The organism is Methylophilus sp. DMC18, from assembly GCF_056314005.1.
In genome coordinates, this window is sequence record NZ_JBQUZE010000001.1 from 652660 (window position 1) to 678345 (window position 25686).

Here is a 25686-nt window from a genome sequence, read left to right on the forward strand (position 1 = left end):
CTGGTTTTGGGTGGCTGGATTGTTGGATCAGTAGTCGTTGCGTTGTTTCCAGGCTTCATCCAGTGCTTTGGACTTTTGTTCAAAGATGGCTTTTTTGGCATCGAGGTCTTTTTCAATCTGGGCTTTTTCCGCCTGATATTGTTTAAGCGTTTCTTGTGCTTGCGTCAGCACGGATTGCTGGCGTTGAATTTTTTGCTCGATATCGCTGAGTTTGCTCATGGCGTCGCCTACGGCATCGCGGGCACTGGCGGCTTCAGATTGTTCGACGCTGATATTGCGCGCAAAAACTGGTTCGCTGAAGGTCAAGATCAAAAGAGCGGTGAGGGTCAGTATACGCATGCGGGACTCCATTAAAAAAGCGGTATAACAACAAGCCATGAATTAAAAAGCAGATCATAGGCGTTTAAATCATGTGCATCAATCTTTTAGTAAGGCATGTACGCGATTAGTTTCTTTAGTTCATCCGTTTAGCCATTCAATGGCTCGCTCAATCGTCGCCGTTGGCGAGCTCACTGCTGGTTTAACGCTTTACATATACATCATATTCCGCAACAATGTTGCATATCATTGAGGAGGAAAAAATGCGCTTCTGCTGGCTTTGCATGCTGTTGTTGTCTTGGGGAAGTTTGCATGCAAGGGAGGCCTTTGATTTGGCGGGCAAGCAGATTGCGTCAGGCACTGTCTCTTCATGGATGATGGCCGTGTCGTCAACGGCGATTCCGGTGACGGTGATTCATGGGCAAACTTCAGGACCGGTATTGACCCTGACAGCAGGTATCCATGGCGATGAATTTCCTTCGATACTGGCCTTGCAGCAGTTGCGCAAGCAGATACAGCCTGAACACTTGAAAGGGACCTTGATTCTAATTCATCTGGCGAATCTTGAAGGTTTTCATGCACGTCGCATTGCACTGAGTCCGGTCGATGAGAAAAACCTGAACCGGGTGTTTCCTGGTAGCGCACAAGGCACCCTGACTGAGCAGATCGCCGATTTTTTAACGGCGCAAGTCATCAGCAAAACGGATTACCTGATTGACATCCATTCTGGCAGTGCCAACCAGCATTTATGGCCACATGCGTATTCCCCGGTGTTGCACGTGCCAGCGCTGGATGCCAGAACACAGCATTTTGCTGATCTTTTAGGATTGCCAGATATTGTGCTCTATGACGGCAGGCCCAATGATCCTGATCATTCCATCTCATATCCGAATACGGCACAGACCAGGGGCAAGCCTGCATTGACGCTGGAAGTCGGCCAGTTTGCACAGCGCGATGCCGCTTTTGTGGCCATGATCACGCAAGCTTGTGCACAGGCCATGAGTGGCTTGGGCATGATAGATGCGCCTGAAACGATAGATGTCAGCACGCAACACACGACAAAGGTAGCCTCGCCAATTCATTATTACAGCAAAATGGTTGAGATACGCAGCCAGCAAACCGGCTTGTTTACGGCCAAATCCAGCATTGGCGATTGGGTGACAGCAGGGCAGGTCGTAGGTGAAGTGACGGATTATTTTGGCGAGAAGATTGAAACTTTGCGTGCGCCTGTGGCCGGGCGCATCCTGATTCAAAATGCCACGCCACCGATACGCGCGGGCGAAGTCACATTATCTATTGGTGTGGTGAAGGCCCCTTAGCTGTTGCCATCAGGATGCGGACCTTGCGCGCACGGCTCGTTTGCGTCAAAGACTGGCATGGATTCAATCTCTTTGCGATGTAGTGCCCGCTCCTCAAACAAAAAAGGGTAGATGGCTTCACGCAGGCGGGTGTGAAACTTCTCTATCCGCTGTCTGTGTACTAGCAAATGGCTAATATCGCTGCATCCGACCGCTTCCAGTTGTGTTTGTGCCCAGACCGTGGGTAACCACCGCCCCATCTTTGTTGCGGCATCCGCCCTCATTTGTAAGGTTCGTGTCCGGGCAGCCACTTGTGCTTGCAAGTGGACGTCGCCCATATGCTGAAAGGCAAAGTACCATTTCCAGTGAAAGCGGCCTGTGACGGGCGGAGTATCTTTCCATTGCGGATACAAGGCATAGAAGGGTTTCAGCGTATCCTCTTTTGGTAAATCCCAGGCGCCATGTACCAATTGCCGATGCTGCATGGCAAGCTGGCTACCGTCTTGCAAGGGATAACGGGCGTGCAGCCATAGCTGGCAAAGATTCGGTAAGACCACGCATAACATGACCCAAATGCTGCTCAGCAACATGGCATTGAAGTTGGCGTTGAGCGCTCGTTTGCGCAGGCTGACAGCACTACACAATGCAGACCATATAAACGTATATAAGGCTGTAATTGTCAAAATCTGTAACAGGGGTGACAAGGAAAGCGAGTGCATCCCGGCAAACAGTAATAACGGGAGTACGAAGACAAGCGTGACAAGCACCCAGCGGGATAACACCCGTTTAAACCAGAAATGACCTGGTTCTTTTACCAGGCTATGCAAAAACAGTAAACGTTGCGCCTGTTGCTCGCTGGCTTTCAGGTCATGCATCAGGGCGATACAGAGCAAAGGCGCAAAAAATACCAGCAAAAAAGCATAGTCAAAGGTACCCAGCATCACGTATTCAGGGTGATGCGACTCACCATCATAAAGCTGGCTTTGCAAGCCGAGTAAACGTATCCGTTGCACGTACGGCACCACCAGCCGGTTGCCCAGGGCAATAAAGCTCCATTCGCCAGGGCGGTAATAGACGTTGTGGAACAGGTAATAGCCGACTTCTCCTGCCTCAAGTGCCCCGTCATGACTGTTGTGCTGGATAAAGTCCTGCTTGCGCAGGGTCTCTTCCTGTTGCGCATGCTGGATCTGGGACTGGATATGACGGATATTTTGCCAGCCGTTTAACAAGCTAAAACTAACCAGTACCAGGCTGAGCAAAAGCAATAGGGTCAGGCTGCGTTGCTTGAGCAGCAGAGTGAATTCATGTTTCATAGTCGGTGCGAAACCCTAACAAGCAAGGAGCCAGGCAATAACAGCCAGCCAATCAACACCAGAAAGGCAGCTGTCAGACTGGCGTGGCTGACTACCATCGGTGGCAGATTCACCGGGGGACGGGGCGCGTTCTTCCAAAAATCGGCAGAAACACGCGTGTTCTTATCGTCATGCTGGTCCACTTTGTAAGTGTGGATCTGGTTCAGATATTGGATTAATTGATACCGCCGGGCTTCCGACTGCCGGATAAACGCCTGGTGGTGCGGCAGGTCATTGCCGCTAGCCGCCATCTGTATATATTGCAGCGCCAATGCCGGTGTCAGCCATAACCAGTGCCGGATACTTTCATTCTGTTTTGCCAGCTGTGCGTCATGCAATGACTGTTGTTCGCGGTAGACGGCCGTGGTCAGGCGCTCGCCTTCCTGCATCAGCAGTCCCTGGTAGTTTACTGGCAGGTCTTCGATCCGGCTTACCTGGTATTTGTTGAGTATGCTCTGTTTAAAGGCCTGAAAATGCGGATCGTCAGGGTTATGGCTGTCACCTATGCTTTGCAGCTTGCTTTCTGCATGGTATTCAGCCTCTGCGCGAGGCTGTGTTGGATAGGCGATCTGGGCCAGATTCGCCAGCCCGCGCGGAAAAATGATGCAGACACAGACCCAGCACAGCAATAACGTCAGCAAGGCACTATGCAGTTGCCGGCTGTACCAGGACACGGTGACGACCAGCAGGCACCAGCCGGCAATGTAAAGCGCTTGGGCCAGCAACATGAGCGCCAGCCTGGCCAATAACTGATCGCTCTGCCAGCTCCATGCCAGCGTCAACAGTGCTTGCAGGCACAAAAGGAGCAGCAATGGTAAAAACAATGCCAGCCATTTTCCGGCGGCAATCACCCAGCCAGGGGTGCCATTGCCGCGCATGAAAGCCAGGATGCCGGTGATTTTATCGGCAGTGACGGTGGCATAGGCAATCATGATCAAAAACAGTGGCATCCACCATTGCACGATCATGGCTGGTGTAATTAATGAAAAGCGGCCCAGCGTAGTGGCTTCAGTCGCCGGGTTGAAGTTGGCACTGTTCAGACGATGTGCTTCCAGATACACCAGATGGCCAGACTGGTCGAGGATGCCGGGCTCGATCACACTGAGCGGATGGACCGGCTTGGCGACGAAATCGCCAAAATGCGAGACCCGGTGCGGATGACGGTCGGGTTGCGATTGCCAGTCATGCTGGCTGCGCGCTGTCACCTTAGCTACCGTCTGTGCATGATCTTGCCAGTGGTGATGGGCGGCAAGGGCGGCAATGCCCCATAATGTCACCAGCACTATCATTAACAATGCCGGAACCCGCGCATGCCATAACCTGCGCCATTCATTGCAGGCGATTTTCCAGATCAATGCGCTCATGCCTGCCCCTGATACAGTTTTTTCAGGCTATCCAGTGTCAGTGCTGACTGGTCCAGCATTACCGGTTGCAACTGCCCATTGGTCAGCATCAGCAAGCGGTCAGAAAAACCAATGGCGGACAACACATCATGCGTGACCACCAGCACGCCCATGCCACTTTCTTTGCATTGCACAATCAGCTGGTTTAAGTCTTCGGTAGCCTGTGGATCCAGCCCTGAATTAGGCTCATCAAGCAATAGCAGCGTGGCCCGTTTGGCAAGTGCAAACGCCAGCATCACCTTTTGCTTCATGCCTTTGGAGTATTCGCTGCAAGGCCGGTGCCAAGCTGTTTCCGGCAGGCCGGCCATGGTCAGGCAGCTGTTAATATCCTTTTCTTCACCTATGTTGGCCAGGCTTAAAAAGTAACGGATATTTGCTATCGCAGAGAGATGTCCATACACGGCAGGTTGCTCCGGCACATAGGCAAGGTGCGATAGCGCCCGCTGGCGGTCCTGCGCGATATCAATACCGGCAATCAGGATATTGCCTGTTTGTTCGGCCGTGTCATGTAAGCCTAAAATACTTTTCAGCAGCGTTGATTTACCGGCGCCATTGCTGCCCAGCACAGAGACGACTTCACCTGCCTGTAAGTTGAGCTCAAGCTGATTTAGAATTTTCCGCTTGGAAAACCCCAGGCTGAGCTGTTGAATCGATAGCAATGCAGTCATAAAAAATCCACCGTTGCTGTGAGCATAAAGTTACGGCCAGTACCTGGAGCGAAGTTAAGCTGGTTGGTCGCACCTGTGGATGAAAAGTCATACACATACTCATAGTAGCGATCAAAAATATTATTGGCTAACAAGCTGACGCGTCCCCAGCTGGTTTTATAGTCAATATTGGCATTGGTCAGCGTATAGCCGCCGTATTTTCCGCCCTGGTTACTCTCATTGACGTAGTAGTCGCCTTGGCTATCCACGTGAACACGTGCAATCCAGTTTGCATTGGGCGCATATTGCAAGCCCAGCGAGGCGGTGTAAGAGGGGATGCTGCGGACCGAGTTATCCTTGAATTGCGGATGTAATGCATCCGGTTTCACGATAATGGCCTCTACCCGTGACACATTGCCCCAAAAGTGCCATTGCTCGTCTAACGCATAGTCAAAACTGGCATCTATCCCTTGCCTGCGGGTGGTACCTATGAGTTGGTTAATGTTGTCAATATTAATAAATTCGTTTTCGGCTTTTTGTTGCCAATAAGAAAGACGCGTATTCAAATCAGGATGCCACTGGCTCTTGATTCCTAATTCCCAGCCATCGTTGATCGCAACCTTTACGTTGGTCGGGCCATTGGTACTATAAAGATTAAGGTTAACGCCAGTGGGTGTTTGAAAACTGCGCCCGGCATTTACAAATAAAGTTTGCTGCGCATTCAGGTTGGCAAACAAGTTGAATTTGGGTTGTACGATGGTCTGGTTATCCAGCATGCGTGTCCTGAGCGTATTCCCATTAATCACAAACTGGTTTCTAGGGTCGCTGTTCAAATAATCCACCCGATAGGCCAGGTTCCAGCGTAGCCAGTCCAGCGGCGTGTTTTCAAATTTGGCGTAAATGCCTTGTGCGGTGAAGTCGTATTGGGCATTGCGCCGGATAGTGGTCAACCGTTGACGGAATTCATCGACATGCTGGCGTTCAATATCGTAGCCGGTTTCAAAAGCCCAGCTGGGATTGATTCTCCAGTTTAACTTGCTCACAAAGCCAATCGAGGTTTCGTCTTCCAAGCGATGTTCCAGGCCTGGCGATCCAAAAAAACGTACATTGCGTTCACGATCAAAATTCTGCCAATAGGCTTTCAGACTTAAATCCAGATCGTTATTAAAAAAGTAATCGTAATGCAGGCTCAAATGCTTGAATTCTTTTTCACCGCTATCGTTGAGTGCATTGGGGGCTACGCCTCTGCGATCATCCCGCGCCTGTTGTTTGGACATAAAACCCGGTGCTTCAGGCGAATTGTATTTGCCATACTTGGCGCTCAATGCCAGGCTGGACTGCTCAAAATCTAGCTGCCAACGGCCGGACAAGGCAATTTTTTCATTTTCGGTATGGGCACGGAAGCCATTGCCTTTACGGTAGCCGATTGCATAGTTTTGGGTGAAATCACCTTGTTTTTCACCATAGTAGCCTTGCATTTCGCGCGTTTGAAAGCTGCCATAACCAAATTGCAATTGCTTGCCGACGTCTTTACGAGTTTCTACCTTGTAGTTGCCTGCGGTGGCAAAAAGGCCGGTCGAAGCGTCGCTGGTGCCTTTAAATACTTGGGCACTCTGAATGTTGGTGGGGAACAGATAATCCAGCTCACTGAGACCTGAGAACAAGTTAGACGGAATGCCATCTACCAGCACTTTGGCATTGGGCGTTTCGCCATCGCCACTAAAACCGCGGATAGACACTTCGGTATTGACAATGCCCTGACTAAAGCGAGACAGCACCACGCCTGGTGTTTTGCTAAACAATTCCAGGGTATCGGTGACGTGTTCGTACTCGAGTTCTTGACGCGTAATGACATCTACCGAGCCAGCCAGGCCTTTATCAGTGGCTGAGACTTGCTCTTTTTTGCCAAGCACCACGACGCTATCCAGCTCGACACTGGTGACCGGTGCTTCATTTTTCTTGGCTTTACTGCTTTGTTTGGAGGGGTCCAGTTCTACCGAGTCTTCAGCATAAACCGTTACCGCCGGGAACAACATGACTGCCAGCAGGCTGGCAATCGTTTTTGGGTACATCATGATTTATCTTCCCTATAAGTCTGCGTATTCATCAATCTGGTTCAGTGTGTTCTCTTTGTGCCTCATCTCACCCGGTGGCTGAAGCAATATGTTTTATTTTTATTGGGTTAAAGCTGTTAAATAAGAATGATTGTAAAGTGATCTATGCGACTTCTCCTTAAAAAACAATGTCTGGTGTAGAAAAAAAACACAGCAGCCTCGTTGTGGGCGCTTGTTGTGATGGACTGTCACTTTTTTGATCATTCAATCGGGGGATGGACCGCCGATTAACCGATGATCAGAGGTCCTTGGTCCATCACATGATTAGCGGTGCAGCAGATTAAAAGTATTTATTCAGACCAATAAACACCCCTCTGCGTGGCCCAAATTGTGGCGCATCAATGCCAATGCCCGAGCCATCCCGTAATTCATACTTTTTATCAAACAGGTTGATGATGGCCAGCCTGGTTTCCAGCTTGCCGAGGGTGCCTGCGTTGATCATGGTGCTGGCCCCCAGATTGACCTGCGTGTAGGCGGGCATGTGTTCGGTATTGGCGAAGCCACGGCGCAGGCCGCTGCCAAAGAACGCATCGGCGCTGAGTTGATAGCCTTGCCATAAATAACCGACGCCGGCGGATGCGGTGTAGCGCTGGTCATGGTCGGTATGCACCCAATGATTGGCGGTATAGTCCAGCTCATCTTGCTCAAAGTTATATTGTGCAGAGACGACTTTCTTGGCCAGGCTCATGGAGCGTGAGAGGTTGGCATAAGCTGAGAAGGCTTCGTCTTTATAGCTCGCGGTCAATTCAAAGCCATAAATTCTGCCTTTGTCATAGTTAAAAGGCGTGTAGACCAAGGCTTCACCAAAGCGACCCTCATCAATCAGGTCTTGTACAATTTTGTAGTAGCTGTCGAAGCCCACGGTGAGTTTGGGCGTTAATTGATGACTGACGCCGACGTCAAAATAATGTGAGCGCTCGGGTTTGACTGCGCCATTGAGGTCACTGGACGCAGCATTGGTGGTATTGCTGAATAAGGCCAGTGTTTTAGTGCCGACCAACTCCGTCGGAGGCGGTGTAAAGTATCTTGAGTAGGCCGCATGGAAGGTGGTTTCAGGCGTGGCATTCCATACCAGGCCCAGGCGTGGGCTGAGTTGGCCGCCGCTGACATAGGCATTCATTTTGTCAGCTCGCACGCCATAGTTCATCACCAGGCTGTTGTTGATTTTCCATTCGTCCTGCAAGTAAAGCGCCAGTAAGGTGTTGCCGTTTTTGTGATTGTTATCAACAATGGTGGCCTGGGTGTTGGTCGTCGTGCCGCCCGAGGTCAGGAACACATTGGCGGTATTGTTACTGGTGATATCTTCGGTGCTGGTAAACATCCCCATGCGGATGGTGTGGCTATCTCCCCAGTGATAGCTGCCATCGGCTTGCAAGCCATTGCTCATGCTGTCTCTAAACACGCGCGAGGCCACGCCATTAAAGGCCAAGCCCCCCGTGATATCCGGCGTATAAGTGGTGCTGGTATAGCGTGTGAACAGCGAAACCTGGTAATCGAAATCAGCGCCAATGGAGCTCTGCACGGCCAGTATGCCGTACTGGTTACGTTCGTTCTGGTGATCTCTCAGGCTGGAGGAATTATAGCCAGACAAACCTAAGGCCGAGAGATAGTCGCTGTTGGCCGCCTGCGCCGGGTTATTAGGGATTTGAAAATTGCCATAGTAAGAGCCCAGCATCGCCACAATTTGCGTTTCCGGATTCAGCAAGTACGACATGTAGGCGAAGCCTTTGGTTTGCTGGGTATTATCATGAATCGGGTTGTAGCTATCGGTGGTATTTTCGATGCCGCGATTATTGGAGAGATAAGAACCCGTGACATAGTAACTGAAGTCACCCGTGGAATTGTGCATTTGAATACTGGGGTTGACGGTGTCGCTGGTGCCACCATAAAAACCAACATTACCGCCTGGTTTAAAATTTTTCTTGGTCTCAATCTCAATTACCCCGGCCGATCTGTAGCCATACTGCGCAGGCAAAGCGCCGGTGAGCAGATTGATTTTATCGGCAAAGCGCGTATCCAGAATCTGACCAAAACCATTGATACCCTCCGGCAGAATGACGCCGTTAATCCTGTATTGGATATTACCGTGATCGCCGCGGATATGCAGTTGCCCATAAGAGTCATTAGCGACGCCAGGGGCGCGTAACAAAATCTGGTTAAAGCTGTTGTTTTCACCGCCTGGAATGTTGCTGATATCTTTCTGGTCAAAGCGGTATACGCTGCCGCCCGTGGCGGGTGACAGGCTATTACGGATTTTGCTGAACCGTTCTGCAGTCACTTGCACGCTATCGAGCTCGAGTGCGCTTTCATCCACCGGTTCTGCCAGTACTGAGATTGCAGGGTAGCTGGCAAACAGGCCGCCCACCGCTACAGAAATGATGCGTTTGATCTTCATAAAGTTGTCCTCTTGGCCTCACGCTGAGGCCTTTTTCGTCTGGTTGTGTTGGGGTTATCAGGGCTCAAACGAAAAGAGGTGGTGCGCGCGCAGCGTAGCGGCGATAGGACGGTTTGGTATGTAAAACGGTATGGCTGGTTTGGGCTGATGTGACGAGGTCTGGTGCATGTAGCAGTAGCAGACGCCCTGGCAGTAGCGTGTCAGGGAGATTGTCCAGGCACAGGCATTCTTCACACAGATTGTCCTGGCTGGTTTTATCATGCTTGAGGGTGTGATTAATCTCTTCAGACAGGTGAGAGATGGCGTGCGCAATCGCATGCTGCTGCGCAAATACAAAAAACAGCAAGACTGCCAGCAGGGCGCCTAGCAGCCATTGATTGAGTCGGGTCCGTATGTAGTGATTTAGCATGCAGTCTGGCGATTAAAAAACCTGCGATGAGCGCGTCCGCTATCTAGCCATGTTCTGATGACACACTCATGAATCGGGCAAGTTATTTTCATCACAGCGCGTTAATCCCTGATGGCATCCAGCGCGAGTACGACGCGTGTCTGCCCCTCTGACACCACAGGCGAACGATGAATGGCGCCGCCTACGGTGTTCCCTTGCCACTGACTACCTTTGAGCAATACGATATCAAAGGCGTCTGCCTGTCTGATGCCACGCGCATCGAGTACCACGCCTGCACGCTGTTGGTTGTTGAGTCCAGGCGGGTTTAAGTGACTGCGGTGCTTTAAATAACTGCGGTCGGCAAATGCTTCCTCCAGCCATTCGGTGCCTGGCCCCATGTAGGTACACAGCAGCCGAATTCCGGTATGGTCAACATGAAATTGCGGGCACATGGCTTTTTGCAATACTTCCAGTCGCAGGCCCACGGTCTGGCAATCCAGCAGCTCGGCAAACACCGTCACCAATTGTGCCAGCTCTTGAATAAACGCTTCGCGGCCCGGCTGTGCAGGCAACGGCAAAGCACGCAACTGTGGCGCAAGTGCGGGCTGCAATGAAATCACGTTGCGCAGTCCAGGCGCCAAGCTGCGCGCTGCCAGCTGCAGGTAGTCGCTGATTGCAGTTTGCGCCTCCCGGCGTACAAGACAGACTTGCTGCTCGGGCTCAAAGATCGGCAGCATTTGCAGTGGGTTAAAGGTCAAGGGCTCCATTGCTGGTGTCAGCGCAGGCGCAAGTGAAGCAGTTTGAGGGGAGCTGGCAACCGACAACATGCTAGACACTTTCCAATATCTGCATATCGTTGTTGGTTTCAACGGTTTCTTCTACCGCCCAGCGGGGGAATGGGTCCTCAAACTTGCGCCAGGTCTCCATGCCCAATGCCAGCTCGCTTTCTGTCAGCAGGCAGGCATCAAATTTTGCCGTTAGCGCCGCTTTATCCATCTCCATGCCGATGATGACCAGTTCCTGCTGGCGATCGCCGTATGGCGCTTGCATGCGTGAACGGATATGTTGCAGGCTGTCTGCATCCTGCGGCCAATACTTGGCCGGCGTCGCCGCCCACCAGATGCCCGCCAGCTCGGTGCGCGTGACCGCACCCGCTTGCGACCACATGGCACAAAACTCGGGACGCGAGGCGATCCAGTAGCGGCCTTTGGAGCGGATCACGCCTGGCCATTCGCTATTGAGCCATTGCCACAAGCGTTGTGGATGAAACGGCGTGCGTGAACGGTAAACAAAGCTAGAAATACCGTATTCCTCGGTTTCTGGCACATGTTCGCCACGCAGCTCCTGCAGCCAGCCAGGCGCTTCTGCAGCCTGGTCAAAGTCGAACAGGCCAGTATGCATGATGCGGTCTAACGGCACCTTGCCAAAGCTGCTGTGCAGGATGTGTGCACGCGGGTTCAGCGTTTTGAGGATGCCTTCCAGCCGGGCGATTTCCTCCAGCGTCATCAGGTCAGTTTTATTCAACACCAGCACATCGCAAAATTCAATCTGGTCGACCAGCAGGTCAACCACGGTACGTTCATCGTCCTCGCCCAGGGATTCTCCTCTGTCGGTCAGGCTTTCCTGTGAGCTGTAGTCCTTGAGGAAATTGTAGCCATCCACCACCGTGACCATGGTATCGAGTTGTGCCACGTCAGCTAGTGACACACCTTCCTCATCGGCAAACGTGAAGGTTTCGGCAATCGGTAAAGGCTCCGAGATACCGGTGGTTTCAATCAGCAGGTAATCAAAGCGGTTTTCTTTGGCCAGGCGGGTGATCTCGACCAGCAAGTCTTCTCGCAAAGTGCAGCAGATGCAGCCATTGCTCATTTCCACCAGTTTTTCTTCCTGACGTGATAGCTCGGCCCCGCCGTCACGTACCAGCTGGGCATCGATATTGACTTCAGACATGTCGTTGACGATGACGGCAACCCGCTTGCCTTCGCGGTTATTGAGTACATGATTCAACAGCGTGGTTTTCCCCGCGCCCAAAAAGCCGGAGAGTACGGTGACAGGGAGTTTTTTGAGGTGAGACGCGCTTAAACCAGACATAAATTGAGTCCTTGCATGAAAAATTCTTTAGGGAGGTCGGTACCGATGAATACCAGCGTAGACACTTTGCGCTCATCAGGCTGCCATTGCGTGGTATGGTCACCACTCATGAGCATGTGTACGCCTTGAAAAACAATGCGTTGTGGATCGTTGTAGGCATGCACAATGCCTTTGTAACGCAGTAGCTGCGGGCCGTAATCATGGATGATGGTTTCGAGAAAGATTTCCAGTTTTTGCAGGTCAAACTGCCGCTCGCTACTAAACACAAACGAGGTGACGTCGTCGTCATGCGCATGACTCACATCACGCAAAAAGTCTGGTTCGATTTCCAGGATGGCATCCAGTGAAAAACCATCAATATCCAGAATCTGCCTGAGGTCGGTTTGGCCAAAGTGCACGCTGTGAATGGTGGCCCGGGAGTTGATGTTATGCAGCCTTGCCGAGAGCGCGCTCACTGCTTCTGGCGTGACCAGATCCGTTTTTGACAGCAGAATACGGTCAGCAAACCCGACCTGCTCTTGCGCTTCATGGTGCGCATCCAGTTGCTGCATGGCATGCACCGCATCCACCACCGTGATAATCGCATCCAGGTGATAGCTGGCATAGACGTCATCTTCGACAAAAAAAGTTTGTGCAACAGGCGCCGGGTCGGCCAGGCCCGTGGTTTCGATCATCACGCGGTCAAAGCTAATTTCCTGCGCGGCACGTTTTTGCGCCAGATCACCGAGAATACGCACCAGGTCGCCACGCACGGTGCAGCAAATGCAGCCGTTGTTCATTTCCACGATTTGCTCGTCCCCATGAAGCAGCAGCTCACCATCGATACCGGCCTCGCCAAATTCATTTTCAATCACGGCTATGCGCTGGCCGTGTTGCTCCTGCAGTATGCGGTTGAGCAGGGTGGTTTTACCCGCGCCGAGAAAGCCAGTTAAAATCGTCACCGGGATTTTTGCGTTGCCTGCTGTCATGTGCTGCTCCAAACATCGACAATCTGTTGCTGGATAAAGGGTGAAAGCCAAGCCACGCCAAGGCCACAAGCAATCAACAGGCATTGCACTAGTAAATCCTGCGGGCGATATTGCGTTTGCAGCGTTGGCACTAAGTCTGCCAGGGCGATGTAGATAAAACTGGCGGCGGCCAGTAACAAGGCGTACGGAATCAGCGGCGCAATATGCGTAAAACTCAACCAGCCGACCAAGCCGCCCACAATCATGGCCGAGCCCGAGAGCATATTTAGCAGGAGCGCACGGGGTTTACTCAAGCCAGCATTAATCAACACCATAAAGTCTGAAATCTCTTGCGGGATTTCATGCGCGACAATCGCAAACGCCGTCACCCAGCCCAACTTGATATCTGTCAGAAAACTGGCTGCCAGCAAGATGCCATCGACAAAATTATGGATACCGTCGCCCAGCAAAATAATGGCCACCTGGCCGCCAGACTGCTTTTCTACAGGATGAGTAGCAACAGGTGCAGCGTCCGCATGATGGAAATGCCGCCACAATGCCAGCTTCTCCAGAATGAAAAATAGCAACATGCCTGCAACTAGCATCCAGCCCGCGTTGGTGAGGTTAATGCCTTGATTCAAGGCTTCCGGTAATAAATCCGTGAAAGCAAACCCGAGCAGTACACCCACGGCAAATGCCACCATGCGCCGCGCATGATTGGCGAACAGGGTATTTGATAACCAGCCGGCGATCAGTACCGAAACCACACCACCTACGGTACAGGCCAGCATTAAACTGGGGAATAACATGCTTGAACTTTAAAATGCAATTTTGTTGCATTTTAAAGGGTGGGGGATTTAATTGCAACAATGTTGCAATTTTGTGTGTAAAAAAAGCAGGCATCCCATTCATAGGCGCCTGCTACTTACGCAATACGTATTTTTACGATCTCATCATCGTTAGATGCGCATGCAACATCGCCAGCCTGATATTGCATGCATTATCGTCATCAAGCGTGCGTCCGTCGTCTCAAGGGATCGTAAAAGGGGGTAGGGGCCACATATGCTGACACTCTTTGATGGCTGCACACCACTTCTACTGCCGTTCCAATCGCTGTGTATTCTGGCTTTAAATGCACCATGGCTAAAGACTGCATTAAATAATTGCTAAAGGAGGCGCTGGTGACGACACCGATCTCTATCCCATCTTTGACTATTTTTGCGCCAGCCTCAACACTCGTTGGTGATTTGCAGATTAAACCAGCTTGTTTTACCCGCTCTTTGCCTTTAGACGCCAATACAGCCGCTTTGCCGATGTAGTCTCCCTTTTTATCCCGGTCCACGCCCCAGCCCATATTGATTTCCCATGGTGTGGTATCACCTTCAGGCATTTCAAATGGAAAAAACAAGAGCGCTGCTTCAATGCGCGTTAACTCTAGCGAGTTCCAGGAGGCTGGGATCGCGCCCAAAGGCTTGCCAACCTCTAAAATCTTATCCCATATTTCAATGGCATCTTGCCCTTTACAATAGACTTCGTATCCACGCTCTCCTGAATAACCACCGCGGGCAATGACAACATTTTTACCAAATAGGCTGGTGGGCTTGTGCTGAAAATAATCCAAGCTTGCCAGGTCAAAGTCGATGACATGCGGCGCTAATATCGCTAAGGATTGAGGGCCTTGTAAAGATAAAATATGCGCATCAAGATCGGGCGCGATGGTCACGTCTTTGCCAGCCGCAAGCATTTTTAAGTTTTCCGGTGTTTTGCCTGAGCCGTGGGAGAGTCGAAAGCTGTTTGTATTGTCTCTGATAATCATGATGTCATCACAAATTGCACCGGATTCATCCGTTTCTGCAGCCAGGACACTGTGGCCGGGTTCGAGTTTGGTGATGTCCTTAGCCACCAGCCTATCAAGGACCTTTTCTGCATCTGGGCCATCCACATTGATGATGTTTAAGCCAGACACGTCGTATAAGCCGGCACGACTCCTCACCGCGACCACTTCATCATGGACATCCGTGTGATAGCTCCAAGGAATAGGCATATCATTCCATGTGTCGCCATCTAAATTTGACCCTAATTCCCGGTGTCGAATATTGAGTATTGAGTTTCTAGACATGATGACTTTTCTCCCATTAAATTGATGATTCCGAATACTATAAAATTAAAGATTTGTTCAACACTCTCTTTAGGATGTACTACTTAAGAAGTAAAGTTGTCTTCAAGTGACACCTTCAAAAAGTTGAGCTCACCAGAGCAAGGATTAAAAAAGGGTGAGCAATCAAACTTGCTCACCCTTGGTTAGGCCACGCATTCCAATTTGAACTAAATGCTATGCAGCCAGAAGACAATGAAGACGCCCACCAGCAACGCTATGTAAGGGAGCACGCCAGCGCGGTTCATGACGCCATCCTTCGCATTGTCTAGTTGCATATCTTCTAGCATGGCTGATGGAAATACACCTTTATCCTGGATGAAGTGTCTGTAAATAAAAACCGGCACAATCAAGGTTGCAAAAAACAGTCCGGCATTGAGGGTGCCTGCCCCCCAGACGTCAGCGCCTAATCCCATCAATCCCAGGTTAACAAAACCGAGCAAGCCGCCTAAAAGCAGTAGGATAGTAGGTGCTTTGTATGGGCGGTCCCAGTTCGGTCTGTCCATGCGGTGTATCCAGCCGGAATTCAGATTGAGGAAATTAAAAATGATGTAACCAACATTGGAGGCAGCCAATACAAACACATAGTCTGACATCAGCAATAACAGCAGGTTGAAACACAAATCTGTCCACATCGCTTTGGTAGGCGCGCCATGCTCATTGACTTGAGACAAGTATTTGGGCAGCCAGCCATCGACAGAGGCTTGATAAAGCGTACGAGAAGAACCGGCCATGGAGGTCATGATCGAGAGCAAAAGCGCCAAAACCAGCATGATTACCAATACTGTCACAATCAGCTTGGAGCCGCCCAACATACTCGACAACACTCCGGCAACGCCCATGCCACTGTAAATGTCTGGTGCCAACATCCCATCGTATACCGCGCCAGTCGTTACGTTACCTGCGGCATCTGTCACCGCTGGCGTCACCAAATGGCCTAAGCCTAAATGCGCCTGAAAAGCGATGGGCACTAGTGTGTACACCGCAATACACAGCAGACCTGAGTAGAAAATGGCCTTAAAAGTATCTGTTTTAGGGTTCTTGAATTCTCGTGTGTAACAGACGGCGGTTTCAAAGGCATACGTTGACCAGGCAGCAATAAACAAGCCAGCCGCCATTAATTTCCAGCCTTCAATATTCCAAATACCATCAATCACATTCCCGGCTGTGTCATAACTTAAAGGCGCCAAGGGAAAGAAATTCGCCATAGGCATGTCGCCGGTGAGGATAGGCACCAAGCCGATGAGCATGAGTGGAATTAAAGCGGTGACACCCAGGATCATGGTTGCTTTGGCAGAACGTAAAATACCACCGTGCTGTATTGAAAACACTGTCAGTAAAACAGCAGCCCCGAGAATAAACGTTGCGTTAATTCTTAAGCTTAAGCCAGCTTTAATGCTACTCAAATCCATGAGAGTAATTTGCCAGGTGTTGATGGCGGCATCTGGGGAAAATAAGGCACTTAAAATGTAGCCTGCAGCCAATCCAGAACCGATAGCCAATACTGGAGACCATGCGAACCAGTTACACCACACTGACACTGGCGCGATAAACTTGCTATATCTTACCCATGCAACCGCGCCATATACCGAAGCACCGCCAGACTTATGTGGAAACAAGCCTGCAATTTCTGCATACGTAAATGCTTGAATAAAACCAAATGTGATAGAAATAGCCCATACCAACCAAGCTGGTTTGCCTACCGTTGCCGAAATGGCGCCCATAGAAAACAATACAAGCGCTGGCACGCCACTAGCAACCCAAAAGGCACCTTGCCAACCAATCTTGCGATGCAGCGTGTGTTTGCTTTCAGCACCACCTGCGAAGCCGGCTTGAGATATATCAATCGAAGAATTTATACTCACCTTATTTTCCCTTCCCTAAAAGCCTTCTTTTTTTCACCTATCTACTGATTTCAAGAAAGGCTAATAAGAAGATCAACGTTCAATGACAATCAGATATCAACTGCACATGGGATTAAGTCAATACATCCACAATGGAATCTATTTTGATGATTTGCAGCTGTTTACTAAATTCTCACTACGGATTACTCCTTAAGGGGTAGCTGGTGAAGATTTCAAAGGAGCGTTGGAAGGGGAGCGTTAGAACGTGTTGATAGGTGCGTATGCGTAACTTTGCGCCTACGCACGATGTGAAAGACCTTTTTGCCGAGCGTTAAAAAGGCACGAGGTCTGCGCTAGTAGACCTTATTTTTGATTGTGTGCCCAGACTGCGGCTTCTAAGCGGCTACTTAGTTTAAGTTTGCTCAGTAAATGTTTGATATGCACTTTCACGGTGGTGTCGCTAATGCCAAGTTTGCGGGCAATGGTTTTGTTATTGAGCCCGTCACTGAGACATTGCAATATTTCTCTTTCACGCTCAGTGAGCGAAGCCTGCTCATCTTTACGTTGAGGTTTCGGCTCTAACAGGGCTGTTCTAAGCACTTCAGTGAGTGTGTCTTGAATAATCGTCATGCCATTAGCGACTTTTTTTAAGTTGGCACAGAGGTCTTCTGGCTCCATGTCTTTTAACAAGTAGCCATCAGCACCTGCGCGCAAGGCCTCTAATAAATCGTCTTCAGCATCTGACACCGTCAGCACCACATATTTGGCAGTGAGATCTAACGCTTTAAATTGGCGTAAGGTCTCTATGCCATTCATTCCTTTCATGTTGAGGTCTATCAACACAATGTCTGGTTTAAAGCCAATGGCAGTATCCAAACCCTCTTGCCCTGAGGCGGCTTCACCGATCACTTTGAATGCAGGGTCTGCATCTATGATTTGCCCAACCCCTTTGCGGAAGAGGGCATGATCATCGATCAAGAACACTTTGTATTGGGTCTGCATCATTTTTAAATGTCTTTCTATGATTGAGGCAACTGTGGCGTGAAAATCAAGCGCACTCGCGTGCCCCCTTGTTTGCGTCTGAGAACCGCAACATTTCCCCCCAGGCTTTCTGCCCGCTCTTGCATAATGCTCTGTCCATAATGGCCAGACGCTTCAGTGGCGGTGTAGCCAATACCATCATCATCAACGATGACAATGATGGTTCCACTGCTTTGAAAATTAAGTGAGATTTCCACTCTACTTGCGTTTGCATGGCGCACTACGTTGGAGAGTGCCTCACGCAATACATGTAAAATATGAAACTCTTCATTGACAGTCAAGCGACAGTTTATCAGACGATTATCCAGAGAAATGGATAGGTTGGAGCGTTGGCTAAACTCATCAATGGCAGTTTGAATTGCCGAGTTTAATCCCCGCACATCCATATGTACGCGGAAGGTTGCCAATAACTCGCGTAGCTCACGATAAGCCGTATTCAAGCCATCGCGCAATTCGTTGACAATGCCGCGAAATTCATTTGTCTCTAATTGGTTGTTGCTTGCACTTTGCAGCCGCGAAATTTGAATTTTCATGAACGACAATGATTGCGCCAAAGAGTCGTGCAATTCACGGGCAATGGCCGCACGCTCTTCTAACAATGCCAGACGCCGACCCTCTTGCTCCCGTCCTTGGAAACCCATCACCATAGAAAGTAAATGGGCCGTCAGTTCGATCAACTGCGTTTCTGTTTCATCAAACACATGCTCAAGTTCCGCCTCGACTTGTAACACGCCCAATGCCCCCGTGGGGGTGACGAAGCCGACTGCAATACATTGAAAGCCATTACCATGTGGCGAATTGTCATTGGTACAGAATCTCACCAGATTGGTTGTGGTGAGGTCTTCTAAAATGGCGTCACTGAGTTTTTCTGGTTTGTGATTGGAAAATAAAACGCGCTCTGTTGAAATGCCCAAGTCATTTTCGGTAAAAATGAGAGAGACATTTAAAATGTTTAAGGCCTTTTCCAGCGAGAATAAACTTTTGCGTAAGACTGTTTCGCTTAATAAAGTGTTGTTGATAGATTCTACAAATTCATGCAGAAAGTCTTGTGATCTAATTAATCGACGCAGGCGTTCACTGCTATTTTGATTGAACCATTCGTTTTCTGCTTTAAACCCTTCTAGTCTTGCCGAGGTTTCGTAAACCAGGCGTTCAATTTTGACAAACTCATCTTCATCCTGCTCGCGCTGTTCATTTTGCGCGTCTTGGCCAGCAAAGCTGACTAGTGTATCCAGGCGATGAACCAGGAGCTTTCTCGCTCTAAACGCGATGGTGATCAAGCAACTGATGGCTAAATAAATGCTCAGCAGCTGCAGCAGTGAAATCACTGATTGCTTTGCCTCGACCTCTTGCAACAATAGCGCGACCAATTGCTCATAGCTTGAGATTAAGGTCTGAACCGTAAGTCGTTGCGATGTGATGGACGCTTGTTGAAAGTGGCTGTCACTGATTTTTTCTCTTGCTTCTCTGAGTTTCTGCAACAGTTGGTTGACTTGCGTGGCATCATGACTGTTAATCTGTGCCACCTTTTTGCCTAGGTCAAAGCGTAAATGGGGATCGGCCTTAAGGATTGCTTCGGTCAATTGCTCGGGCGCTTCTCCGATGGCGGTGTCTGAAAAATGTTGCCAGAAAATCTGCTCTTTGGTGATGTGTTGAATGACGTTTTGATTATTCGCAGTGTAGTCGAGCAAAAAAAGAGAGCCAGCCTGCATGAGTATCAAGCTGGAAGTAATACAAAAAATTAATATGATAAGCTTTGCATACAATGTGTGTATTGTCAGATCTTTGATGCTTTTGATCAGGCTTGCAAATTTAATGCTCAAGGATGACTCCGGAATTGAAATTTCCCGCGAAAGGCGCTTAGATGAGTTTGTTTGTTTTTAGCACACTAATATTGAGTGTCATTTTTTTTATCGTCTTTAACGCATGGTGGGTGTCTGGCGCCTCATTTAACACGCATTTATCTGCATTGATGATCGCTGCAACCACTGCATTGACTTCCTTGTTGTTGATTGCAATCTACCCCATCTTTCGTAAACATTATACGCGTCATCCCAAGCCATCGATGGATCATAGCGTGACTTGGGCCAACGATGTGTCTAGCAATCTTTCTACGCCTGCCGCAGTCATTGATGGCTACATTGTTAAGTTTGCGAACAAAGCATTTCTGATGGAAATTGGCATGTTAAGCATGCAGGAGCAAGTGGTCGGGATGCCGTTGACCAATATTATTCATCCTGGCGACCATCAGCTGCTGGCTTCTCTATTTGCAAAGACAACGGCGACACAAGATAAAAAGAATCACTTACGCATTCGTATGCTCTGCCTGGATGGCAGCATTTTACCGACACACGTCTCCGTTTCACCCATACAAGAAGACAGTCGATCTGTGGTCAATTTACTCCAATTCTCTTCAAGCCTTTCACAAAAGATGGTGGAATCCAGTGAGTTTGAAAACGCAATACATGAGCAACTCATCAATCACATAGAACAAATTGTGTTTTATCTTAAAGTGAATCAAGAAATCATATACTTAAACCATTCTTGGGAATCAATGTTAGGTTACAAAGTACAAGAATGTCTCAATAAAACCTTACTTACTTTTGTGCATCCAGAAGATAAACCGTTGGCTGAGGCGAGAATTACTTCTCTGATTCAAGGAAAGCGCAATAAAACCGTTGTCGAGTTTCGTCTGATTGCCAGAAATGGCGATTCTCATTGGGTGGAGTTGCGTGCGAAAAACACCACCGCATACAAAGGCGAACGATCCAGCATCATCGGCACCCTGACCGATATCAGCCAAATGAAGCTCACGGAGTCTACCAAAAGAAGCCATCGGCATCTGCTTAATGCGCTCATCAACAATACGCCTGGCATGATTTATCGTTGTAAAAATGATAAAAACTGGAGCTTTGAATTTGTCAGTGAAGGCGCGGTTGACATTACGGGTTACGAGCCGTATGAAATGATAGGCAACCCCAACTTTTCCTATGCCCAGATTATTCATCCTGAGGACCGCAATATCGCCTGGGATCATGTGCAAGAGAAAATCAGGCATCAACAAAAATTCCAATTACTTTATCGTATTTATACGCGTTCTGGCGCGGTTAAATGGGTACTAGAGCAGGGTAAAGGGGTATTTTCAAGTGCTGGAGAGTTGTTAGCACTTGAAGGCTTCATTACCGACGTGGCTCAAGAGGATGGGTCGCAGGCCATACAGCGCTTACAAAAGTATTTCATGTGATTTTCAAGATAGAGGGTATCCAGCGTTATGGGTGCGTCCCTAACGCCACTTCTGCGCCATCATCTTTTTTAGACAGCCATTGCACCGTTAAATCTTTAAACTTGGTTAAGCCTTTGTACTCCACCAAATCCGGATGTAATGACTTCAGCACCCGATGAAAGCGTTTTGCCCAGCGTGCGGAAGTGCTTAACTCATTCATATTGATTAAATAGCAGCGGATACTGAACAGTATGGCATTGCTGCGTGGCAATCTGAATAGGCTTTGTAACTCAACACGTAAATGTACCAGCTCGCCCACATTGTCGATGGTGACTTTATTGCGGTCGCCGCCCCACAAGGGATAGTTTTCTGGCGAAGTGTCTAGCCTTGGGTTAATCGTCATGGTCCAATTTAAACGCCGTACGGGTGCACCCAATTGCAAGGCCATGAGGAATTTTAAAGCGCGATCCATCACACCTAGTTTCGTCACTTGCGGGACAGGGCCGTGCCACTCATGCCACGCCATGCCCACATCAAAGGCCAGCGACCAATCTGCTTGGCTGGTGATAAAGCCAGCATCAGCATACAACGTGCCGTTGCGTTGATCCAACAGCACAAAGTCACCTTGCACCTGTCTCCCCATATACTCCATTGGATCCATATCAAATGAGGTGCTATCGCCAAATGTAAACGTGTTTTTAATCCCAAGCGGTTTATTTTCCCAGGTCCACAATAGACCGTCTTTTTTGAGCGAAAATAGCTCAGGATAGTCGTTCGATAAACTTTCCATCGTCAGTTCTAGAAAATCCCATTGCGCCTCCGCCATGTGTGGCAAGGCCTGATATCGTCCCGCATCTAGCGCTAATGTTTTGGCTTTATCCTCGCATTCAGCGACGTAGTGCTCATCAATATCAAAGGCAAATTCAGTCACAGCGCCCACCGGCCCCTTGGTGTGGGGCTCAATATTCACTGAATACATGTAGGTGTCTTCTGCAAACGGAAATGGAAACCGCTTGATGGCCTCGGGTGAGTTTTGGTAAGTATAGTCATCGCGAAAGGTTTCTTTTTTAAAAGCTAAGCTCATAGCGTTTCCTGTTAAAGATTGATTTCTAAGGAGTGGCATTTTGCGCGCGAGACGCAAGGCATAATCTTTTTGCCAGCTGCCTTGTCTGCTTCTGATAAATAGTGATCTTGATGCACCAGCACGCCATCAGCACGGATGACTTCCAGCTCACAGCGGCCACATGCACCGCCACGGCAAGAGTAGGGCGCATCCACCCCTGCCGCTTCAATGGCTTCCAACATGCTCATTTCTTCGGGGACATGAACTTCAATGTTAGATTTTGCCAATTTCACTTTGAATGGTTCACCTGAAGGGGGTGCTAAAAATTGTTCGCTATGGATATGATTTTCTGGCCAACCCAGTGATCGCGCCGTTTCAATTAAAGCCACCACCATCGCATTCGGTCCACACACATAGACGTGGGTGCCCAGGGGTTGTTTGCTTAATAGCGCTTTGAGATCAATGCTGAGCCCTTCGCTCTCGACATACACATGGACTCTTTCAGCGCATTTTTCTTTCAGGGCAGAGGTGAATGCCGCGTGATCCTGAGAGCGATAGGCGTAATGCAATTCGTAATGGGCTTTGGTCCTGATTAAATCTTCAATCTGCGACATGAATGGGGTGATGCCAATGCCACCAGCGACAAGGAGATGTTTACGCGCTCTTTTATCCAACGCGAATAAGTTGTTTGGATACGTGATTTCTAATTGAGAGCCAACGTTGACCTCATGATGGAGGTAAGCCGAGCCACCGCGTGAGTGTTCTTGTAGACGCACGGCAATGTGATAAGTATCAGGCGCCTGCGGAGAGCCCATCAGTGAGTAAGGGTTGCGATGGAGTCGACCATTGATGTTCATCGCAACCACCACATGACTCCCCCCTGAAAATGGAGGCAAACTTGCGCCATCCTCCCTGATAAAAGAGAACTGCTTAATCAGCGGAGTGATTTGCTGAATATTTGAAACAACAACTTTAAATGTACTCAAGGATAAATCTCCTCAATGCTTGGAATCTGCCCTGGGTCTTCAGCGTCCACCATCAGCCCCATATAAGCACCAAGGCGTCTAGAAAAGTGGTCTCTGACAAACAGTTGTTTGCCGCAGCCATCACATTTTGTGATATTGGTATGCGCTTCATAAGAGATGGTCTTGCAATGAACGCAATAGATAGGCCGAGCTAAGGTGCCAACGAGCTCTTTGACGATGTCACTGTCATCAATGCCATACTTGTCAGCCATTTGAGCCACCTGCCAGATAAAGCGCTCAGAGCCTGCCACGTAGATTCGTAAGCCCATGCATGCACTGGATAAATGGGCCTCAAATGCAACGAGAGACTCCTCTGTCGTTTCAAACATCAACAGCGCATCCGGCACGACCTTGCTTAAGGGGATGCTGAGATCCTGTTGCACCACTGGGTTTCTCGCATAGAGTACTTTGGTAGGGTGCTCTGGATGCATTTGCTGGAATAACTTCATTGCCGCCAGGCCCCCAGCGCTGCCTTCAACCAGCACAATATGTGCGTTTGCTTGTTGTTGCCAGACTAAGGTTGAATAGACCGGCTTACTTCGAATCCAATATCCGCGTTCCATGGTATTTTTCCGTTAAATCATGTGCTTAATAAGGGTGCTTCTTGCATAGGATGAAGTGAGCACCCTAAAGCATATATTTTTTAGCTAATATATCCTTTAACTTAAGCCTCTTTCACCGCAGGCAATTCGCTTTTATCGGAGAGATAGGCTTCCAAGGAGTCGTCCAACGCTTCTAACCAAGGTGTGTGATGCGGTGGGGACATGGTGCCCGTCATCAAGGAGCGATAAGAGTGATCACGGAAAGTCATGATGTTTTGCTTTTTATGATACTTCCATTCCAGGAAGGTCTTGTTGACCGCAGGAATATCAAATGACGGATAGTCGGTGGCATCTATCAGTTCCTGAATATAGTCGCCTTGGTAGGTGTACATTTCTTCCGCTGTTTGTAGCGCCAGTTCTTTTTCACGCCACATCATGCTATGCGCTTTCATCTCGGCTTTTGCCGGTAATTCAATACGTCCCAAAATAATGTCTCGCACGTACCAAGCCTGCGCATCAAACATATTGAAGGAATACCACTGATCCTGCATGCCGATATAGAAGAATTTTGGATTGTCTTCCCATGCAACGCCTTTATACAGATTAAGTGGCCAAAGCCGATTGTTGGTTTTTAGGCGTAAATCATCTGCGAGGAATGGAAAGTGATGTAAATAGCCGGTGCACAGAATAATTGCATCCACTTTTCGCGAGCTGCCATCGAGAAAATAAGCAGTATCCGTATCGACTCTGACCAGATTGGGTTTTTCTTCCCAATTTTTTGGCCATTTATAATTCATCGGTGCGGTGCGGTAACAGCTGATGATGCTGCGTGCCCCATATTTGTAACATTGCGAGCCTATATCTTCTGCGGAATAACTACTGCCAACCAATAGAATGTCTTTGTCTTTAAACTCCAGGGCATCCCGGAAATCATGGGCATGCAAGATGCGGCCGCCAAACTTGTCAAAGCCTTCAAAACTTGGGATTTTTGGGGTAGAGAAATGCCCTGTTGCGCAGACCACGTAATCAAATTCCTCTGCGTAAATGGTATCCGTGGTGTGATCTTGCACCGTCACGGTGAACTTCTGAGTCACCTCACTAAAGACGACATTGCGCACAGCCGTATTAAAGCGAATATAATCGCGCACACCTGCTTTCTCTACGCGACCTTTGATGTAATCAAACAATACTTCGCGTGGTGGGTATGAGGCGATCGGCCTGCCAAAATGTTCTTCAAAGGTGTAGTCGGCAAATTCCAGACACTCTTTGGGACCGTTAGACCAAAGATAACGATACATACTGCCATGGACAGGCTCGCCATGTTCATCTGTTCCTGTACGCCAGGTGTAATTCCACAACCCACCCCAGTCGCTTTGCTTTTCAAAGCACACAATTTCTGGAATTTGAGCGCCTTTTGCCTGGGCTGATTGAAAGGCTCTAAGCTGTGCGAGGCCGCTTGGACCCGCGCCGAGTATGGCTATTCGCGTTGACATTAGGATTCTCCATAAATCTGATTGATTAGTTTGCGCCGCGTTTAGAAGCGCGATGTCGCTAAAGTAACCTGCTTCACCAAGATGAAAAATCCTCATCAAGAAGTACTCCAAATTGGGTAAGTGATGGTGAGGTCATCCCGTTGATGAGGCCGTAGCTGGAGATGTGTTGGGTCTGTTTTGATAACCGCGCATAGGCCAAACCTTGTTAATACACCGGAATCGCTGGCGCTTATGCATTGTTGACATGGCTGAGTGAAGCCGAAGCCTAATACCAAAGTGGTACGCCATGAGGGTAATTGAATCTCATGCCGTCAAAGTCAATATTAGTGCATTGGATAACGGCCTAT

21 protein-coding genes are annotated in these 25686 nt (G+C 49.1%); 2 read left to right on the top strand and 19 right to left on the bottom strand.

All coding sequences use genetic code 11. The annotated features are described in order from the left end of the window. Positions 1-27: 27 nt before the first annotated feature. Positions 28-339: a hypothetical protein gene (locus tag ACT53G_RS02945; RefSeq protein WP_476168658.1), complete on the bottom strand. Its 312-nt coding sequence runs from the start codon at positions 337-339 to the stop codon at positions 28-30. Between the two features lie 242 nt (positions 340-581). Here ACT53G_RS02945 and ACT53G_RS02950 point away from each other — a divergent pair, with 242 nt between their 5' ends. After that, the gene (locus tag ACT53G_RS02950) at positions 582-1637 is read left to right on the top strand and encodes a M14 family metallopeptidase (RefSeq protein WP_476168659.1); all 1056 of its coding nucleotides are present in this window, start codon (positions 582-584) and stop codon (positions 1635-1637) included. Here ACT53G_RS02950 and ACT53G_RS02955 read toward each other — a convergent pair. The 14 genes from ACT53G_RS02955 to ACT53G_RS03020 all read right to left on the bottom strand — a co-directional run bounded on the left by ACT53G_RS02955 (position 1634) and on the right by ACT53G_RS03020 (position 19816). Then, a complete protein-coding gene (locus ACT53G_RS02955) occupies positions 1634-2929 on the bottom strand; it encodes a DUF3526 domain-containing protein (RefSeq protein ID WP_476168660.1) in 1296 nt (431 codons plus the stop codon). The genes ACT53G_RS02950 and ACT53G_RS02955 overlap by 4 nt on opposite strands. Next, entirely contained in the window at positions 2926-4332 is a 1407-nt protein-coding gene (locus ACT53G_RS02960; RefSeq protein ID WP_476168661.1) for a DUF3526 domain-containing protein, read from the bottom strand. The genes ACT53G_RS02955 and ACT53G_RS02960 overlap by 4 nt, the downstream gene beginning before the upstream one ends. Then, positions 4329-5039 carry an ABC transporter ATP-binding protein gene (locus ACT53G_RS02965; RefSeq protein ID WP_313988897.1) on the bottom strand — a complete coding sequence of 237 codons (711 nt, stop codon included), beginning with the start codon at positions 5037-5039 and terminating at the stop codon, positions 4329-4331. Before ACT53G_RS02965 ends, ACT53G_RS02960 begins: the two co-directional genes overlap by 4 nt. Further along, positions 5036-7093, bottom strand: coding sequence for a TonB-dependent receptor (locus ACT53G_RS02970; RefSeq protein WP_476168662.1), 2058 nt, complete (start codon positions 7091-7093; stop codon positions 5036-5038). The genes ACT53G_RS02965 and ACT53G_RS02970 overlap by 4 nt, the downstream gene beginning before the upstream one ends. A gap of 319 nt (positions 7094-7412) precedes the next feature. Further along, positions 7413-9527 carry a TonB-dependent receptor gene (locus ACT53G_RS02975; protein ID WP_476168663.1) on the bottom strand — a complete coding sequence of 705 codons (2115 nt, stop codon included), beginning with the start codon at positions 9525-9527 and terminating at the stop codon, positions 7413-7415. Positions 9528-9591: 64 nt separating this feature from the next. After that, positions 9592-9936: a hypothetical protein gene (locus tag ACT53G_RS02980; RefSeq protein ID WP_194746885.1), complete on the bottom strand. Its 345-nt coding sequence runs from the start codon at positions 9934-9936 to the stop codon at positions 9592-9594. A 101-nt stretch (positions 9937-10037) separates the two neighbouring features. Further along, positions 10038-10742, bottom strand: a complete 705-nt coding sequence (locus ACT53G_RS02985) for a DUF1826 domain-containing protein (RefSeq protein ID WP_476168664.1) — start codon at positions 10740-10742, stop codon at positions 10038-10040. A gap of 1 nt (position 10743) precedes the next feature. After that, positions 10744-12006 carry a zinc metallochaperone GTPase ZigA gene (zigA, locus tag ACT53G_RS02990; protein ID WP_476168665.1) on the bottom strand — a complete coding sequence of 421 codons (1263 nt, stop codon included), beginning with the start codon at positions 12004-12006 and terminating at the stop codon, positions 10744-10746. Further along, positions 11994-12974: a CobW family GTP-binding protein gene (locus ACT53G_RS02995; RefSeq protein WP_476168666.1), complete on the bottom strand. Its 981-nt coding sequence runs from the start codon at positions 12972-12974 to the stop codon at positions 11994-11996. The genes zigA and ACT53G_RS02995 overlap by 13 nt, the downstream gene beginning before the upstream one ends. Next, positions 12971-13762, bottom strand: coding sequence for a ZIP family metal transporter (locus ACT53G_RS03000; RefSeq protein WP_476168667.1), 792 nt, complete (start codon positions 13760-13762; stop codon positions 12971-12973). Before ACT53G_RS03000 ends, ACT53G_RS02995 begins: the two co-directional genes overlap by 4 nt. Before the next feature lie 200 nt (positions 13763-13962). Further along, positions 13963-15072, bottom strand: a complete 1110-nt coding sequence (locus ACT53G_RS03005) for an aminomethyl transferase family protein (RefSeq protein ID WP_476168668.1) — start codon at positions 15070-15072, stop codon at positions 13963-13965. 206 nt (positions 15073-15278) lie between these two features. Then, positions 15279-16967: an APC family permease gene (locus ACT53G_RS03010; protein ID WP_379076939.1), complete on the bottom strand. Its 1689-nt coding sequence runs from the start codon at positions 16965-16967 to the stop codon at positions 15279-15281. 348 nt (positions 16968-17315) lie between these two features. After that, positions 17316-17957, bottom strand: a complete 642-nt coding sequence (gene narL, locus ACT53G_RS03015; RefSeq protein ID WP_272227256.1) for a two-component system response regulator NarL — start codon at positions 17955-17957, stop codon at positions 17316-17318. Between the two features lie 14 nt (positions 17958-17971). Then, positions 17972-19816 (bottom strand): histidine kinase, encoded by a 1845-nt coding sequence (locus tag ACT53G_RS03020; protein WP_476168669.1) that lies wholly within the window; start codon positions 19814-19816, stop codon positions 17972-17974. Between the two features lie 41 nt (positions 19817-19857). Here ACT53G_RS03020 and ACT53G_RS03025 point away from each other — a divergent pair, with 41 nt between their 5' ends. Continuing rightward, complete coding sequence (locus ACT53G_RS03025; RefSeq protein ID WP_476168670.1) at positions 19858-21237, top strand: PAS domain-containing protein; 1380 nt, start codon at positions 19858-19860, stop codon at positions 21235-21237. Positions 21238-21262: 25 nt separating this feature from the next. Here the strand turns inward: ACT53G_RS03025 and ACT53G_RS03030 are convergent, their stop codons facing one another. The 4 genes from ACT53G_RS03030 to ACT53G_RS03045 all read right to left on the bottom strand — a co-directional run bounded on the left by ACT53G_RS03030 (position 21263) and on the right by ACT53G_RS03045 (position 25435). Continuing rightward, the gene (locus ACT53G_RS03030; RefSeq protein WP_476168671.1) at positions 21263-22300 is read right to left on the bottom strand and encodes a heme-dependent oxidative N-demethylase family protein; all 1038 of its coding nucleotides are present in this window, start codon (positions 22298-22300) and stop codon (positions 21263-21265) included. A gap of 11 nt (positions 22301-22311) precedes the next feature. Next, positions 22312-23265: a PDR/VanB family oxidoreductase gene (locus ACT53G_RS03035; RefSeq protein ID WP_476168672.1), complete on the bottom strand. Its 954-nt coding sequence runs from the start codon at positions 23263-23265 to the stop codon at positions 22312-22314. Then, positions 23262-23867 (bottom strand): dimethylamine monooxygenase subunit DmmA family protein, encoded by a 606-nt coding sequence (locus tag ACT53G_RS03040; protein WP_476168673.1) that lies wholly within the window; start codon positions 23865-23867, stop codon positions 23262-23264. Before ACT53G_RS03040 ends, ACT53G_RS03035 begins: the two co-directional genes overlap by 4 nt. Positions 23868-23968: 101 nt before the next feature. Then, complete coding sequence (locus tag ACT53G_RS03045; protein ID WP_476168768.1) at positions 23969-25435, bottom strand: NAD(P)-binding domain-containing protein; 1467 nt, start codon at positions 25433-25435, stop codon at positions 23969-23971. Positions 25436-25686 lie beyond the last annotated feature (251 nt).

Coding starts and splice junctions, on each gene's coding strand:
- ACT53G_RS02945 (WP_476168658.1), bottom strand. CDS start 339: ATGCGTATACTGACCCTCACCGCTCTTTTGATCTTGACCTTCAGCGAA.
- ACT53G_RS02950 (WP_476168659.1), top strand. CDS start 582: ATGCGCTTCTGCTGGCTTTGCATGCTGTTGTTGTCTTGGGGAAGTTTG.
- ACT53G_RS02955 (WP_476168660.1), bottom strand. CDS start 2,929: ATGAAACATGAATTCACTCTGCTGCTCAAGCAACGCAGCCTGACCCTA.
- ACT53G_RS02960 (WP_476168661.1), bottom strand. CDS start 4,332: ATGAGCGCATTGATCTGGAAAATCGCCTGCAATGAATGGCGCAGGTTA.
- ACT53G_RS02965 (WP_313988897.1), bottom strand. CDS start 5,039: ATGACTGCATTGCTATCGATTCAACAGCTCAGCCTGGGGTTTTCCAAG.
- ACT53G_RS02970 (WP_476168662.1), bottom strand. CDS start 7,093: ATGATGTACCCAAAAACGATTGCCAGCCTGCTGGCAGTCATGTTGTTC.
- ACT53G_RS02975 (WP_476168663.1), bottom strand. CDS start 9,527: ATGAAGATCAAACGCATCATTTCTGTAGCGGTGGGCGGCCTGTTTGCC.
- ACT53G_RS02980 (WP_194746885.1), bottom strand. CDS start 9,936: ATGCTAAATCACTACATACGGACCCGACTCAATCAATGGCTGCTAGGC.
- ACT53G_RS02985 (WP_476168664.1), bottom strand. CDS start 10,742: ATGTTGTCGGTTGCCAGCTCCCCTCAAACTGCTTCACTTGCGCCTGCG.
- zigA (WP_476168665.1), bottom strand. CDS start 12,006: ATGTCTGGTTTAAGCGCGTCTCACCTCAAAAAACTCCCTGTCACCGTA.
- ACT53G_RS02995 (WP_476168666.1), bottom strand. CDS start 12,974: ATGACAGCAGGCAACGCAAAAATCCCGGTGACGATTTTAACTGGCTTT.
- ACT53G_RS03000 (WP_476168667.1), bottom strand. CDS start 13,762: ATGTTATTCCCCAGTTTAATGCTGGCCTGTACCGTAGGTGGTGTGGTT.
- ACT53G_RS03005 (WP_476168668.1), bottom strand. CDS start 15,072: ATGTCTAGAAACTCAATACTCAATATTCGACACCGGGAATTAGGGTCA.
- narL (WP_272227256.1), bottom strand. CDS start 17,957: ATGATGCAGACCCAATACAAAGTGTTCTTGATCGATGATCATGCCCTC.
- ACT53G_RS03025 (WP_476168670.1), top strand. CDS start 19,858: ATGAGTTTGTTTGTTTTTAGCACACTAATATTGAGTGTCATTTTTTTT.
- ACT53G_RS03030 (WP_476168671.1), bottom strand. CDS start 22,300: ATGAGCTTAGCTTTTAAAAAAGAAACCTTTCGCGATGACTATACTTAC.
- ACT53G_RS03040 (WP_476168673.1), bottom strand. CDS start 23,867: ATGGAACGCGGATATTGGATTCGAAGTAAGCCGGTCTATTCAACCTTA.
- ACT53G_RS03045 (WP_476168768.1), bottom strand. CDS start 25,435: ATGAGGATTTTTCATCTTGGTGAAGCAGGTTACTTTAGCGACATCGCG.